11 protein-coding genes are annotated in these 14,790 nt (G+C 45.9%); 5 read left to right on the top strand and 6 right to left on the bottom strand.

Annotation, left to right across the window (positions count from 1 at the left end; all coding sequences use genetic code 11):
• Positions 1-9 precede the first annotated feature (9 nt).
• From KIT90_RS17360 to KIT90_RS17345, 4 genes are read right to left on the bottom strand one after another with little or no spacing between them, the layout of a single operon-like run.
• Positions 10-669 (bottom strand): ion channel, encoded by a 660-nt coding sequence (locus KIT90_RS17360; protein WP_009705362.1) that lies wholly within the window; start codon positions 667-669, stop codon positions 10-12.
• Positions 666-1,787, bottom strand: a complete 1,122-nt coding sequence (locus KIT90_RS17355) for an AI-2E family transporter (RefSeq protein ID WP_285377776.1) — start codon at positions 1,785-1,787, stop codon at positions 666-668. Before KIT90_RS17355 ends, KIT90_RS17360 begins: the two co-directional genes overlap by 4 nt.
• Before the next feature lie 29 nt (positions 1,788-1,816).
• Entirely contained in the window at positions 1,817-2,830 is a 1,014-nt protein-coding gene (locus KIT90_RS17350) for a DUF2955 domain-containing protein (RefSeq protein ID WP_285377774.1), read from the bottom strand.
• Positions 2,820-3,941: an HlyD family secretion protein gene (locus tag KIT90_RS17345; protein ID WP_285377772.1), complete on the bottom strand. Its 1,122-nt coding sequence runs from the start codon at positions 3,939-3,941 to the stop codon at positions 2,820-2,822. Before KIT90_RS17345 ends, KIT90_RS17350 begins: the two co-directional genes overlap by 11 nt.
• A 149-nt stretch (positions 3,942-4,090) precedes the next feature.
• On the opposite strand from KIT90_RS17345, the gene KIT90_RS17340 reads away from it, so the two are divergent.
• Positions 4,091-5,104 (top strand): AraC family transcriptional regulator, encoded by a 1,014-nt coding sequence (locus KIT90_RS17340; protein ID WP_038877339.1) that lies wholly within the window; start codon positions 4,091-4,093, stop codon positions 5,102-5,104.
• Between the two features lie 541 nt (positions 5,105-5,645).
• On the top strand, positions 5,646-6,908 hold the full coding sequence (locus KIT90_RS17335; protein ID WP_285377770.1) for a hydroxymethylglutaryl-CoA reductase: 1,263 nt from the start codon (positions 5,646-5,648) through the stop codon (positions 6,906-6,908).
• Positions 6,909-7,032: 124 nt separating this feature from the next.
• Here KIT90_RS17335 and KIT90_RS17330 read toward each other — a convergent pair whose 3' ends face one another.
• The gene (locus KIT90_RS17330; RefSeq protein WP_285377769.1) at positions 7,033-9,501 is read right to left on the bottom strand and encodes a hypothetical protein; all 2,469 of its coding nucleotides are present in this window, start codon (positions 9,499-9,501) and stop codon (positions 7,033-7,035) included.
• Between the two features lie 578 nt (positions 9,502-10,079).
• On the opposite strand from KIT90_RS17330, the gene KIT90_RS17325 reads away from it, so the two are divergent.
• Both KIT90_RS17325 and KIT90_RS17320 read left to right on the top strand, forming a co-directional pair.
• Positions 10,080-11,642 (top strand): DUF1800 family protein, encoded by a 1,563-nt coding sequence (locus KIT90_RS17325; protein WP_285377768.1) that lies wholly within the window; start codon positions 10,080-10,082, stop codon positions 11,640-11,642.
• A 9-nt stretch (positions 11,643-11,651) separates the two neighbouring features.
• Positions 11,652-12,977, top strand: a complete 1,326-nt coding sequence (locus KIT90_RS17320) for a DUF1501 domain-containing protein (protein WP_285377766.1) — start codon at positions 11,652-11,654, stop codon at positions 12,975-12,977.
• Positions 12,978-13,077: 100 nt separating this feature from the next.
• Here the strand turns inward: KIT90_RS17320 and KIT90_RS17315 are convergent, their stop codons facing one another.
• Positions 13,078-14,175, bottom strand: coding sequence for a ketoacyl-ACP synthase III (locus tag KIT90_RS17315; protein ID WP_045414204.1), 1,098 nt, complete (start codon positions 14,173-14,175; stop codon positions 13,078-13,080).
• A gap of 165 nt (positions 14,176-14,340) precedes the next feature.
• Here KIT90_RS17315 and trxC point away from each other — a divergent pair, with 165 nt between their 5' ends.
• Complete coding sequence (gene trxC, locus KIT90_RS17310) at positions 14,341-14,775, top strand: thioredoxin TrxC (RefSeq protein WP_005443913.1); 435 nt, start codon at positions 14,341-14,343, stop codon at positions 14,773-14,775.
• Positions 14,776-14,790: the final 15 nt, after the last annotated feature.

The following is a 14,790-nucleotide window of genomic DNA, read 5'->3' as shown; positions in this document are numbered from 1 at the left end:
TTCATTTGTTTACTCACTCTGTGCTTGAGCCAAACGAATACTCACCAAACTTGCCACCATGATGGCTAAGTAAAAGCTCCCTACTATCGCCTCGAAGAAAACGAAGAATTGAGCCACCGGAACCGTCGGTGAAATGTCACCATAGCCGACCGTCGTTAATGTGATAAAGCTAAAGTACAAAGCATTAAACAAGTTCGACAGCCAAGGTTTTGCTTCTAGTCCTGTGAAAGAGCTCGGGAAGAACTCCAACACCAACAAGTAGATCACTGCCCACGCAAGCCCTAATAATAGATAGATACAAATCGAACCTATGATGTGGTTTGTCGTTACCGACTTGGTTAGCACCACCTGCTTTAGCGCCGAGTATATGTGCGAAAACAAGAACACCAATAACGCACCTAGCGTCAAAATGGACAGATCTAAATGCTCTAAGAATGACATCCCATAGGAGATGACGGCCACAATCAGTAACACGCCATACCATGTTCGGTTGGTTTTGTTCTTCTTATTGATACCAGCAATCGAAGCACCTAGTGTCACCACCAAAAGAGCAAGAACAAACTCCTGCCCATCTGGATAAAACTGATGCATCACAGCACAGCCGAAAAACAGCGCAATAAGTGCGAAAAACAAAAAGTAGAAGTTGTCTTCCCTGGTCATCGGTTTCATGATGCCACCTCTACTTTGTCTTCCTCCTTCGCTTTTTGGTCCATGCTCAGTGCTTTGTTTGTTTCCGCGTCATCTTCATCTAACCAGTTCACCATCAACTGGTAAGTCAGACTCAGTACCACGGCACCAACAAACAGACCTACGATACCAGACATTGCCATACCACCCAGAGCACCTAGTAGCGTCACAAGCATCGGTGTGTCAGAACCACGGCTTAGAAGAACAGGTTTCAGTACCGCATCACTTGCGCTCACCAAAATACACCAAACGAGGAAGATGCCAGCAACCAGTGTAGATTCGACACTAAACACGTAAATAATCGCAGGAATCAATGCCAGAATCGGTGGCAACTGAACAATCGCAATCAGAATCACGGCAACCATCCAAAGCGCAGCTGCAGGAACGCCAACCGCGACCATACCCACACCCGCCATGACAGATTGAATCAGTGCAACGCCAATCACACCTTGAACGACACTGCGAACAGTCGACTTTGAAAGATCAATCAACGCTTCGCCTTTCTTGTTGGTAAGGCGGTCTGCTAGCTTGGTAAAACCTTTTTGGCAAACTTCAGCATTGCTCATGAACGCACCTGCAATCATGGTCGAAATGATGAACTGGATGAAACCACCACTTACCGAGCCAACAATAGATGCTGCTTGAGAAAGGAAGCCTTTCACTTGTTCGCCATACTTAACCAAGAAGCCTTCCATGTTGGTCGATGCGTAGTTAATCGCAACGAACAGCTTGTCGCCTATAACAGGGATCTCTTTCAAGCTTTCTTGCGGCTTGGGTACAACTAAGGTGCCATCTTGCAACCCAGTGACGACCTCGGTACCACTGGTATAAAGACCAGATGAGAGCGCGATAAGTGGGATTAAAAGTAACAGCACACCGATAGTACTGAGGAGCGCACTCGCCTTACCTTTTGAGATACCTAAGCGATTGTGAAGGGACATCATGACTGGGTACAAAGCGATGGCAATAATACCGCCCCACACGACCAACATAATGAATGGACTGAGGATAGAGAAACACCACCAGATCAGCAACGCTACGGCTCCGATCTTGATAGCGGCGTCTATCGCCTGTTTAGAGAAATCATTTGAAGCTTTCATAGCGTTACCTTTTCACTGTCTGTTAAGTGTTATGTTTGCAAAAACTTCCATTGTCGGGTTTCCAAAAAGAGTGATGCGAGGATCATGTACGTCCCTACCAACACCAATTGGAAGATTCGGATAAATGTATTGCTGTCGATATCGCCAGAGCTCATTAGCGTGCTGCCGATCAAGACAAGCAAGGTACTGAACGCCGTAGCGAATATCGGCGCCTTCTCTGGCACGGTGTAAATTTTCTTCCCTATCAATACCGCCAATAACGCAATAAAGGCGGTGTAAAAGAATATGTTTGGCACAATGGCAAGAATCGAGAATGCCAAGATGGCAAGTATCCCGCCGATACCGTTACTGATGATTAAGAACGCGCTTAATTTGACTGACTTCTCTGACGTAATCATCAAAGACAGCAACGCGACAAACATCATGGTGAGCAGCGCTTCTGAAATCTGAAAGATAAAGAAGAAGCACACCACAGGAAACGAAATCAACATGGCTCGAAATGACGCATGCCAACGTTGTTCTTTACCAATTGGTGGAGCCGCATAACCGGCGAACTCACTGTCTGGCTCTGGTAGGTAAATATGAACCAAAGCAAAAATCGCCACCGATACCGCACCAGAAGTTGCCAAGCCACTCGCGAGCACTACAGAAATCGCAGGGTTATTGATTGCCATAAACGGCAACATCAACACCGCAATCAACAAAATGGTCGCGAACAGATTCCATTTGGGGTCAGTAAACAAGTAGTAACCCCATGCCATCATCAAACCGACGGCAATCAGTAGAACAATTGGGTACTGAGTAATGCCTCCTGAAAGAAGCAACCCCAACCCCATGGTGGCAATCAATGCCAGCAGCAACTCGTAAATCGTTTCTCTATGAAGGTTTGGCTTATCGACCAAGAACTTCGCGGTAAATACTGGCGCGACAAACGCCAGTTGCCAATTAATCCAAGCAGCGAGAAACACCGCCAGACCTACACCAATGGTGAAGCGCAGAGTCCGGCGTTGAGTTGCGTTATCAATGCTCAAATTATCGGACATAAGACAGTACGCTCAGTAGACGAATCCAAAGTTTGCCAAGGGTGTTGAACACGAAGTTCTCACCGCTGTAAACAATCACGTCTGCTTGACCGCCAACGCGTAGCATTCCCGTTACTTCTTCACGATCAAACTCGATAGCGATTGGTAGCATTTGCGTTTGGCGTAACCAACCTGTTTGTTGGTTGGCTTGCGCTAACTTACCCGCTTGTTGGTTTTGTCCCCAGTCGACACCCCAGTCGATGCTGCTGACTTTGCCTTTGATCACTTTGCCAGGAACAAAATCTAGGGCGATTTCTACTTCATCACCAATGCTGACGTTGCCTAAACTGTTTTCACGGAAGTACGCCTCAATCCAAATGTCTTCTGTCGACACAAACGTCATGATTGGCTGACCTGCAGAAGCGTAGAAGCCTTCAGTTAAGCTGAAGTTCGAAACACCACCTTGAGTTGGCGCACGAATCACGGTACGTTCTAAGTTCAGTTGAGCTTGCTCAAGAGCCAGCAATGCCGCTTTAACTTGGCTGTTTTCTTCACCTTCTGCGCCAAGTTGTTGTTTCGCTTTTTCAAGATCCGCTTCTGCATTTACTACGTTCGCTCTCGCGGTTGCCAATGATGCTCGTGCTTTATCTGCATCCGATTTCGACACTACGCCTTTCTCTGCCATGGCAAGAACACGGTTGGCTTGCGCTTCAGTGTTTTGGCGTTCAACAATCGCAGAAGTTAATCTTGCTTGCGCCGAAGCGATTGACGCGGTTTGTGCACCAACGTTCTGCCCAGCAATTTCCAGATTCTCTTCAGCTTGCTTTACTGCGATTTCATAATCTGATTTGTCGAGAACGGCGAGCTCATCACCCTCTGCAACAAGTTGGTTCGGACGAACCTTAATATCTAAAACGTTGCCAGAAACCTGAGGTTTTATCGGCACGATATAGCCTTTGACACGTGCATTGTCAGTCACTGGAATGATGCGGTCTGACACAATGCTGAACCCGAGCATGACGACAATAAACAAAAGCAAATAGTTGGTGACCGTCTTTACTTTGTCTTTTTTATTCGTCTCTTTGTTTTCTGCCACTTCCGTTGGCTGTTTTTGTTTTTCGTTCTCGGACATGTTATCCCCTTGCCATTGAATAGATTGAACATTTTAAGAATATACCGTCCTGCTCAACCTTCAATTAATTGAATAATAAATAGCGAGCTATATCTAAAACCGTGCGTTATGCGCTAAGATAAAACAGTGATAAAGGAGTATCCGCAAAAATGCCAAATCAAACGTTTCATCTACCTGTCATTCAGACTAACTATGCTCGTATTCTGGTTGAAGTCTTTGCTGACTATGGCTTGGACAAGCATAAGCTACTTAGTGACGCTGGCTTACCTGCGGACTTATTCCAAACCGAGAGCGACTACATTCCGTCTGAATCGATAAAACGTTTAATTCATCTCACTTCTTCCCAACTTGGCGTAACGAAATTCACCGACTTATTGGTGTTAGTGTTTCGTCGCCGCGTTATACCCAATGTCTTGCATCAGTTTGTGCCATTTCAAACCATCGGCGATTCAATGCAGCACATTGATGAAATCTTCAGTTTAGACTCACCTGGCAGTAATGTTTCTTTTGAAACCCATCATGGCCATGCCTGGTTCTGTCGATATTCGGAACAGAAAGACACGCAAATCGCTAACTGGTCTGAGGCATTTGCTGTGATTTACATCATTGAGCTCATTAGCATTTTGACCAAAACCGCTTGGTATCCAAGCAAGGTACGCCTGCAAGGCAGTAACAGCGATATCGTAAAAAGTGTTGTTCCTAGCCAGTGCCAGATATTTGTGGGTCAAGAAAAGACCGGGGTTTATATTCCCGCGGACATTCTTAACGTACCAATCCAAATATCGGACTCACAGTTAGGCGCTGAACCGAGTCAGATCCAGTGGCATACAAGTTTTACCGATAGCGTGTTTGAACTCCTGCGCCCTTATGTGCGAGAGCGTAATTTGTCGATAGAAGAAGCGGCTCAGTTGCTGAGCTATTCTGTTCGAACCTTTCAAAGAAAGTTAAAGAATGAAGGCACTTCTTTTCGGCATATTAAAGAGTCATTGATGTTCTCTGTTTCTTGCGAATTGATGGAAGAAGGACACTCTCTCACTTATATATCCAATCAACTTGGCTACACCAGTATTTCGCACTTTTCGCGCGCCTTTAAAAGAGTGTCCGGGTTATCTCCTAAAGTGTATAAACAGTCTATTGCGCTGAACGCGTCCAGCACTTCGTGACGTTATACTGCTCAGTCCATTTGAGGCTTGGTACTTGGTAATTGTTTGAGCTTGGCCTGCATCAGTGTTGCGAGGTCTATTTCATCACACAACACTTCCACGTCCTGAACTCGAAAGTAAACAATCATACGTTACCCTCAATTGAAAACGTGGGGCTATTATGCCGTGGCGCAAACCAAGTTATTTACCATTTTACGCCACACAACCACATTCCAATCTCATTATTTGAAGTCTCAAATTAGAGTAGTTCGCCCACTTTGCACAATTTTTACAATAAGAAGAAATTCGGTGGTTTGTTCATTGCGTTTTACTTCTCAGTTCGGTTTCTATCTTAGCTTTTATCTAATTTTCAATAACATACTGTATTGGCTAGCCCAAATGTCAGTTTTATCAGCCAATGGATAACGTTCTATCTATTGGTCAAGCCGAATGTTCATCAGTTTGAAGCGGAGCAGCCTTTTGTTGCAAAACGTATACGCGGGATTGTAATCACGTTTTGTATCACTACAATTCCAAACCAAATGAATAAAGAAACGTTTGTATGCCGAAATTAAATTTAGACAGCGCAAGGAATAGCTCTGCACTCTCTGATAATGAAACCTGCGAAAAAGTACAATCGGCATTAGAACCGAAATACCACAAGCCAGAAAAGAAACTTTGTCTCAGTGCGGGCCTGACGGAAAAGCACATTGAACGCCGTTGGAAAGTACTCGAATCGATGACGGACAAAGATCTTCTTCTGGATCCTTTCACACAATCGCATTACGACCAATACGCCAACAACATTGAACACTTTATTGGTACCGTTAACGTCCCTGTCGGTGTTGCTGGGCCTCTACGTATTAACGGCTTGTTCGCGAATGACGACTACCTAGTACCACTCGCAACAACAGAAGCCGCGCTTGTTGCTTCTTATAACCGCGGCGCGAACTTGATTACCGCAGCTGGTGGTGCAAGTACACTTTTGATCAGCGAAGGCGTCAGTCGTACTCCGGTGTTTGGTTTCCAATCACTTGCAGAAGCAGCGCAGTTCGTAAGTTGGGTGGTCACTCAATACGATATCTTCCGTAAAGAAGCGGAATCCACCACCACGCACGGCAAGCTGAAAGACATCAACGTTAACATCGAAGGCAATCATGTTTACTTAGTGTTTGAATACGTAACGGGCGACGCGTCTGGCCAGAACATGGTGACCATCGCGACACACAAAGTCTTCCATTACATTCTTGAACACAGTCCAGTCGCACCGATTGATGCTTACCTTGACGGTAACTTGTCTGGTGATAAGAAAGCCAACGCCCACACTTTACGCTCTGTTCGCGGTAAAAAAGTCTCAGCTGAAGTGACGATTCCTGCAGCTTTGGTCGAGAAATACCTGCACACCACACCAGAGGCGATGGTGAAATTTGGCAAAATGAATACTGTTGGTGGATTGCTAAGCGGCACTATCGGTATTAACGCGCACTACGCCAATGCCCTCACCGCTTTGTACATCGCCTGCGGGCAAGATGCAGCTTGCGTTGCAGAATCTGCGGTTGGTATTACTAGAATGGATGTGGATTTTCACGGTAACTTGTATACGTCAGTCACTTTACCAAACATTATGGTTGGTACTGTAGGCGGTGGTACTGGCCTACCAACGCAAAAAGCTTGTTTGGATATCCTTGGTCTGCATGGTAATGGCAAAGCAAAAGCGTTGGCAGAAGTCGCTGCTGGCCTATGCTTGGCAGGTGAGCTTTCCATTGTTGGCGCATTCTGTGCCGATCATTTTTCTCGAGCGCATCATAAGCTAGCGAGAAAATAAGCTGTTGAGCCTAATTCGTTAAAACAAAAAGCCGCGCACTCGTGTTAATGCAATGAGTGAGCGGCTTTTTAGTTTAAGCTCTTGTGCTTATTTCGTTATTGATGCTGCAAGCACCTTCGCTTTTTTACTCTGGTTGCGGTGGTATGTATAAATCTACAGTATCGACAAAATACGTACTCCACATTTCGTTCATACTTGTATCTGAGTACTCGTCAAAGATAATAACGGCAGCGCCATATTCACCTTTGAAGTAAGGCGCAATCAAACGGACAAAATCGTCTCCTTTGCTTAACCTTAAGTATCCTTCTGAAGTGATACTCCAATCCCACCCGAGGTTTTCAGTATTGCCTTCGGCTTTCCAAGTCTCGCGATCGGCCATACCACCTTCATAGATGTCCCAGAAACGAACTTCGACTCCGTTTCCTTTGCGTCTCGTCAGTCTTGAATCGACAACGTCATCCGCCGTTAATGGTTGTAAGCCACCACAGTTTGTCAGCTCTGTCGCCAACAACGCGGCATTGACTGATTCACCAGTCGCATTGACCTCGCAGTAATCGTAACCCTCACTGCGGCTCACGCCACGGATAGACTCACCAATGACTCGCAACCAGATCGCTTGTTCAGACAGTCCTTCTTCGAGCCAACCGTCGACCAGTTCATCTAAGTCTTCAATATAAGGACCGACGTACTCAGGATAACCTGTGTAATTGTCGTTGATCAGAGTACTGTATTTTTGTCCACCATCATTAAAGGTGTAGTCATACCCTTCAATTGCAAAGTGTTGCCATTCAACATGAGTACGAATATCTGTCTCTGACCAATAGGTTTTCACTTCGTCCCAACGGTTGAACATCATACCATCGCCATTCTCATCAACTTTCTTGACCGCGTTAGCTTCATCGAGAATATATTTGCCACCCACACTCGTTTCGATTTTCTGACCGTCGTCGTTGACACCCTTGGTATAGGTATATTCTTCCCAATAATTGACTTGGTATTCGAAGCTAACTGAGCCATCCCAGTTCCAAACTGGGCCTGCTTTCGTGTATGACTCGGAGCCATCGGCATTATTCATACTTGTTGTCGTTTCATTAACTGAACCGTCTGCATCCCAATCATGCTTGATGACTTCTTTGTTACCACCATCCACATAGTCCCATCGTTCACGAACTTGCGCATAGGTGGCCGCTTCTAGAGGAACTGCAGCATCTAGGTCGTACTCTTTAAATTCACGAGATTCATAATCATGTTCTGCCGTTGTTTCTTCTACCTCAACCATGGTTTGAAGTAAGTCCACACCAGACATATCGCCGGCCATAACCGCTTCTGCAAACAAATCCACCGTGCTGTAGCTTAATTCACGTTCCGGATCATCCGTAGTGACACTGTCACCGCCAGAATCGGCAGGATTGGATTCATCAACGTAACGGGTAAATTCCCACTGACCGCGAGTCTCCCCCTCATCTGCGACACCGACATCATATACATGGCTGGTGAAATCAAACTCGCCATCGAAGTTCAAGTCTGCTTTAAACGTTATCTTGGCCGTGAAAGTACCGTCATCGAGGTTCTGCACCGCTTCCTCTGTGAACGAACTGAACACCGTTTTTACGCCGGCTCGTTCATAATACTCTGTAGCCGTGGCTTGATAGGTCAACGTGTTCGCGGTTTCATCGACGATCTCCGTTTCACTACCCTCTACCGTGAAGTCCAATGAGATGTCCATGTTGTCCGGCGTACCGTAGTAACTGTCTGTATACGAGTAATGGGTCACCTTACCATCGGGGTATTCATCCTCTAGCTCTTCGGCAACTCGCTCATCCGATACGCGCTCGTCGACTTTACTTTCAGCTAGTTCGAGAATTTCGCCTGTGTCGCCTTCAGCGATAAAATCCCCCATCAAACGGTCTTTAAGTTCTTCATCGGTCAAGGTGCTATCTTCGAGCTCTTCTTTTAACTCGTCGACTGCGTCGTCAATTGCTTGGTTCACTAGGCTTCCTAGCGCAACAAGCAGCGCTGCGATTTCCTCATCACTCAACTCATCGAGGTTTTGATCTTCCAGAACGGCGCTTACTCGAGACGTCAGCTCTTCATGAACTTGGGTAGTAAAAGGGTTGATGACCTGACCATCGAGTTCACCGTCTTCAAGATCATCAAAGTCGGCTTGTGTTAAAGGTGGCATCCCAAGAACAATGGCGTGTCCATCTTCAGCATCTTCAAAGACCTTTTCTGCTTCATTGGCAGCGATTTTCTGCTCTAACTCTTCCATCGTGGTTGGGGGTTCAGTCCCCACATCGACAGAGTCGTTTGTTAACTGAGCCAAAATCGGCACACCCACTAAGGCGTCCTTTTGTGCTTCTGAGATTTGAAATGTATACGTACCATCAAGGCCGGTAGTTGCCTGAGGTTCGTCGGCGTCTGGCTCACCATCTCTATCGATGTCCATCCAGACTAAGGCGTTATAGATGTACCCATCCACGACGGTACCATTAAGTGTGTACGTTTGACTGGCGCTCTCATCATTGTCATCACTGCCACACGCAGCGACCGTAGATGCAATAACAACAGCGAGCATAGTTTTGCGAGCTTCCATGTGTGCTCTCCTATCCAACATTTATGGTGCAGCTATTACCTCTCCTCTTTACTAGCTGCGGATTGAACTGTGTCGAACTCATCGACCCGGTAAATGTTAGCTATTGATCGCATTTATTTGTGCAATTTATGTACAATCGTGAGCTTATTCACGCTTTATGCAACTTAATTAATAGATCGATCAGTAAAGTAATCACTCTGGCATGTTTTTTTAGATCTAATTTCTTTAAAGGCTCACTCGAACCAAACTAAGTGATATATCAACAAGCCCACCATTGAGTGTTCGAATGATAAAAACAGGCAAAACATGAAAGCTTGCTTAAAAATTTCATAATTAATTTGAAGTTTAACTAGGCAGTTTTGGCGCTTATCTATCAGTTATTTATCAAACCAAACGTGAGCCTACGTTTTTCAATCCAGATTATTTTCTGAGAAATCATACTTTGTTAGTGAATTTTCCCGTCTATACTCCGCTCTGCAGCTGCTTGATTTCGTTACTTTATTTTACAGCTCACTATGAGCTTCATTTTACTCCCGTTAAATGGATTTAAGTCGTTCCTTTGGGTAAGCGAGTTAACTATGAGACGTCAGAAACAGAATGAGATTTCTTGTTGGGTGCTAGGTTTTGTTGCCATGCTGTTGTTTTTTGTAGGACCAGTATCGGCCGACGAAGACGACCCAGATCTACCAACTGCACGCTTTCTATATCAAACCACGTTTGGTCCAACTCCTGCTTTAATCGACCAAATAAACCAAACCAATTACGAGGATTGGATTACAGAACAAATACTTCTCCCTCCTACTTATCACAGTGATCTTTACTTCACGCCTTTTAGTAAAGGGGCACAAGCAAACCGAGAAAACGCTTGGTATCAAATCGTCCTCACTTCGGAAGATCAACTCAGACAAAGAATGGCCTTTGCTCTTAGCCAAGTGCTCGTCGTATCCCGATATGGCGGCCTACTAGGTAGCAAGCCGGAAAGTCTGGTCAATTATTATGACTTACTGGTCGAAAATGCCTTTGGCAACTATCGTGACTTGTTGCTAAAAACCGCTATGCACCCTGCCATGGGAAACTATTTGTCAATGATGGGAAGCGCAAAAGCAAACACGGCGACAGGTGCACTGCCAGATGAAAACTTTGCTCGTGAATTGATGCAACTGTTCACCATCGGTTTGTATCAATTGAACTTAGACGGCAGCGTCAAATACGATTTAGACACTGGGCATGCGCTCGCGACCTACACACAAACAGACATACAAGAACTCGCACGCGCGCTGACGGGTTGGAACAAGTCAGACACCGCGTTTGTGAAGCCTATGCGCGTGATTAAAAACCGCCACGACATTGGTGAAAAACACGTACTCGGTAGCAAGATCCCTGCGGGACTGACCGCCGAAGAAGATTTGGAACGTGTCATTGATATTTTGATGAGTCACGACAATATCGGGCCGTTTGTCTCTAAGTTGCTCATCCAACGCTTTGTGACCTCTAATCCAACACCAGAATACATTGCAAGAGTTGCAACCGTGTTCAATAACAACGGCAATGATGTGAAGGGTGATATGAATGCCGTCATTCGAGCGATCTTACTCGATGATGAGGCTCGCGGGAAAACATCCATTCGCCCAATAAAAGTAAAAGAGCCAATCTTGGTGCTCACTAATTTCCATCGCGCGGCGGGCTTTACACTCGACGCTGCACGTTACGATGGCGCGGTCTCCTTGATGAACATCGCCAATCAAGGACCATTAAGGTCACCTTCTGTGTTTAACTTCTATTCGCCCGATTATCAGCCTTCAGCCGACTTTGTGTTTACCGGAATGGTTTCACCGGAGTATGAACTATTGGATTGGTCGGTATATACAGAGTTGGTTAACTTCATGCTCTACAGCGTACGTAAAGGTTCTGGCTCGACTTACTCATTGGATATGACTGAGTTGTACGAGTTGCTTGATGAACATGAGGCATTGGTTGAGGCCATCGATGTGCGTTTCTTTGCGGGCACGGCTTCTCCGCAGCTAAAACAAATCATGCACAACGCACTCAACAAATACAAAACCAATTATGTTCCCACCACCAAACTTGCCTTAGTGATTTTCACCGCGATTTCTGGCAGCGAATTCTACATTCAAAATTAGGAGCGAATTATGAAACTTTCACGACGCAATTTTATGAAAAGTACGGCTTCTTTGGGTGCTATGGCTTCCGTGGGTTTACCGGGTTACGCAATGGCTTCACCAACCAATGATTTTCGTGCACTTATCTGTGTGTATTTGTCTGGCGGTAATGATGCTATTAATACGTTCCTGCCCTTGTCCGACTTCCATTACGACCAATATGCCAATGTGAGAGGCAAACTCTCTGTTGCCAAAAACAGCATCATCCCTATTGGGCTAAATGCCACAGACAACCAAGGCAATACAGTACCCTTGGGTATGCATCCAAAGTTAGCGCGACTGGCTGAAATGTTCGATAACGGTGATGCCACTGTCGTTCTTAACAGTGGTGTCCTTGAGCAACCCATGACGAAACAGATGATTGAATCTGGTGAGGTTGCTTTACCTGATCAGCTCTTTTCTCACAACTCGCAAAGCAACACCTTAATGCGAGGCGGCATGAACACGTTCACAAACCTAGGCTGGGCAGGAAGAATGCTTGATGTCATGAGCTCACACTCAGAGATTACGCCGCTGTACAGTGTTCATGGTGATTCCTTGTGGTTACGTTCACTTGAACACCGACAAACCGTACTTAAGAAAGACCGAGCTGTTCAGCTGAGCGCGATTGGCAACCCACTTTACAAAGAGGTCTATGACCAACTCTTGGCGACTTCTCCTAATAATCCATTCAGTGGCCACTTTAATCTGATGGTTGATGAGTCTATGACCATGAGCGGCGTATTAGCAGAGCAACTGCACAATGTAGAAGATGCACCGCTGTTTTCCTCTACCACGCTCGGTAAGCAAATGCAGACGGTCTACAAATTGATTGCGAGCCAGAGCCAATTGAATCAACAGCAGCAGGTGTTCTTCGTTAAACATACTGGTTATGACGTTCATGATTCGCAACTGTCGAAACACCCTGCATTATTAGGAGACTTGGCGACAAACCTGTTTGCCTTGTATCGAGCAATCGATGCACTTGGAATGCGTGACAATGTCACTACATTTACCATGTCTGACTTTGGTCGCCGCATGACAAACAACGGTAACGGTACCGACCATGGTTGGGGCGGACATCAGTTTATTATGGGTGGCGCGGTTAACGGGTCGAAGCCAATTGGAACATGGCCTGAATTGGTATTGGATGGCGAAGATGATTACTCGAAAGGACGTTTGATTCCGAAAATCGGTACTGACCAAGTGGGTGCAACGCTAGCTCAATGGATGGGCATTACCGATGGCGCAGCGTTGGATTACGTGTTCCCCAACATCCGAAACTTCTCTTCATCAAATCTCGGCTTTATGTCGTAACGCCTTTATGTCTTAACACGTGTGAGATAGGCACAAAAAAGGGAGCGTTAGGCTCCCTTTTGCTTGTTAGTTGTTTTGACCAGTTAGCCGCTAGCGCTAGTTATGCGTCTTCACCACGTGGGCGTTCATTACAAAGCTTAATTGCACGCTCTAGTAGCTCAAGTGCTGACTTGTCACTCTCAGGTAATGCAGCGTCACTTTCAGCAACAGGCGTTACACGGTCACCCCACTTCAATACAGCTGCGCCCCATGTTAGACCAGCACCGAACGCTGCTAATAACATGTTGTCGCCAGGCTTAACACGGCCTTGTTCTAGCGCTTCACACAATGCGATTGGCACCGTTGCTGCTGAAGTGTTGCCGTAGTTTTGGATGTTCACAAACGCTTTTTCTTGTGGGATACCAGAAAGGTCACACAGCGTTTGGATAATACGGATGTTTGCTTGGTGCGGGATTACCACGTCGATTTGATCTGTGGTTAGTTCTGAAGCTTTCAGAACTGTTTTCGCCGCTAGACCCATGCCTTTTACGGCGCGTTTGAAGATCTCTTGACCTACAAAGTTGAAGTCCCAGTAACCGTTGTCTTCCGCAAAGCGGTCCATGCATGTACCAAACTTAGGTACGGAAAGGATGTCGCGCCCTTTTGCATCACAACCAATTTGCGATTGCAGTAGACCTGTTTCTTGCTCTGTACGAGTCAGAACAACGGCCCCTGCACCATCGCCGAACAGTACAGCAGTATCGCGCATTGCCCAGTCGATGTAGAAAGAAAGACGTTCAGCACCAATAATGATTGCGTTTCGATAGTTGCCCGATTGAATCAAACGTGTGCCTGTTTCTAGGCCGTACACGAAGCCAGTACATGCCGCGTTTAAATCGAATGCAGCAGCAGAGCGAATACCAAGGTTTTGCTGAACCTTAGAAGCAATGTTTGGAATAAGAGAGTCAGGAGAGCATGTCGCAACAATGATTAGGTCGATGTCACTCGCTTCTACACCTGCACGAGCCATCGCGTGTTGCGCGGCTACCGTTGCCATGTCAGACGTGTTTACGTGGCTGATGCGACGGTTTTCAATACCAGTACGGGTGCGAATCCATTCATCTGAAGTTTCAAGGAAAGTGCTAAGGTCATCGTTAGAGAGCGTGGCTGGTGGAAGACATTTTCCCCAACCAGTAATTTCAGCGTAGTAATTTGTCATCGCAGACCTATTTATTGTTGTATTTTAATGAAATTTCTTAGAACCTGTTCGGGTCCAAATACAGACTTGCCGTCTTATAATTCGGCAGGCTAAAAAATAAGTATACAAATTATGAGGCTGACTGGTAAGTCATGTTTTCATCAAGTTGTCATAAAGGAAGAAGTCATGTCATCGTTTAAAACTCGTTGCCCGTCTTGTGGCGGTTTAAATCGTGTCCCTAATGAGCGAGTTGCAGAAGCTGCAAGTTGCGGTAAATGCAAAAACGCCCTGTTTGATGGCGCACCGATAGAAGGCACTGTCGATAACTTCTCGGCGCTGCTAGAAAGTAACACGCCAGTTGTGGTGGATTTTTGGGCACCATGGTGCAATCCATGTGTTGGTTTTGCGCCTGTTTTCTCGGATGTGGCACAAGAACAGACCGGAAACGCTCGTTTTGTCAAGATTGATACCGAAGCGCAACAGCAGCTTGCCGCTCAATTTGGTATTCGTAGCATCCCAACCATTATGGTTTTTAAGAATGGCCAGCGCGTGGATATGATCAACGGTGCCCTACCGAAGACTCAATTCGATCAATGGTTAAATCAAGCACTTAGCAAATAAACCCTTCCGCCAGCC

It is taken from the genome of Vibrio sp. B172a, assembly GCF_030248355.1.
In the GTDB taxonomy this organism is placed as follows: Bacteria; Pseudomonadota; Gammaproteobacteria; order Enterobacterales; family Vibrionaceae; genus Vibrio; species Vibrio owensii.
Note: the sequence above shows the minus strand (reverse complement) of the source record. Positions and strands in the feature narration are given on the sequence as shown.

What these genes read in the sequence shown, in the direction of transcription:
- KIT90_RS17325 (WP_285377768.1), top strand. Translation starts at nt 10,080, where the DNA reads ATGAGACGTCAGAAACAGAATGAGATTTCTTGTTGGGTGCTAGGTTTT.
- trxC (WP_005443913.1), top strand. Translation starts at nt 14,341, where the DNA reads ATGTCATCGTTTAAAACTCGTTGCCCGTCTTGTGGCGGTTTAAATCGT.
- KIT90_RS17355 (WP_285377776.1), bottom strand. Translation starts at nt 1,787, where the DNA reads ATGAAAGCTTCAAATGATTTCTCTAAACAGGCGATAGACGCCGCTATC.
- KIT90_RS17350 (WP_285377774.1), bottom strand. Translation starts at nt 2,830, where the DNA reads ATGTCCGATAATTTGAGCATTGATAACGCAACTCAACGCCGGACTCTG.
- KIT90_RS17340 (WP_038877339.1), top strand. Translation starts at nt 4,091, where the DNA reads ATGCCAAATCAAACGTTTCATCTACCTGTCATTCAGACTAACTATGCT.
- KIT90_RS17335 (WP_285377770.1), top strand. Translation starts at nt 5,646, where the DNA reads ATGCCGAAATTAAATTTAGACAGCGCAAGGAATAGCTCTGCACTCTCT.
- KIT90_RS17345 (WP_285377772.1), bottom strand. Translation starts at nt 3,941, where the DNA reads ATGTCCGAGAACGAAAAACAAAAACAGCCAACGGAAGTGGCAGAAAAC.
- KIT90_RS17320 (WP_285377766.1), top strand. Translation starts at nt 11,652, where the DNA reads ATGAAACTTTCACGACGCAATTTTATGAAAAGTACGGCTTCTTTGGGT.
- KIT90_RS17315 (WP_045414204.1), bottom strand. Translation starts at nt 14,175, where the DNA reads ATGACAAATTACTACGCTGAAATTACTGGTTGGGGAAAATGTCTTCCA.
- KIT90_RS17360 (WP_009705362.1), bottom strand. Translation starts at nt 669, where the DNA reads ATGAAACCGATGACCAGGGAAGACAACTTCTACTTTTTGTTTTTCGCA.
- KIT90_RS17330 (WP_285377769.1), bottom strand. Translation starts at nt 9,501, where the DNA reads ATGGAAGCTCGCAAAACTATGCTCGCTGTTGTTATTGCATCTACGGTC.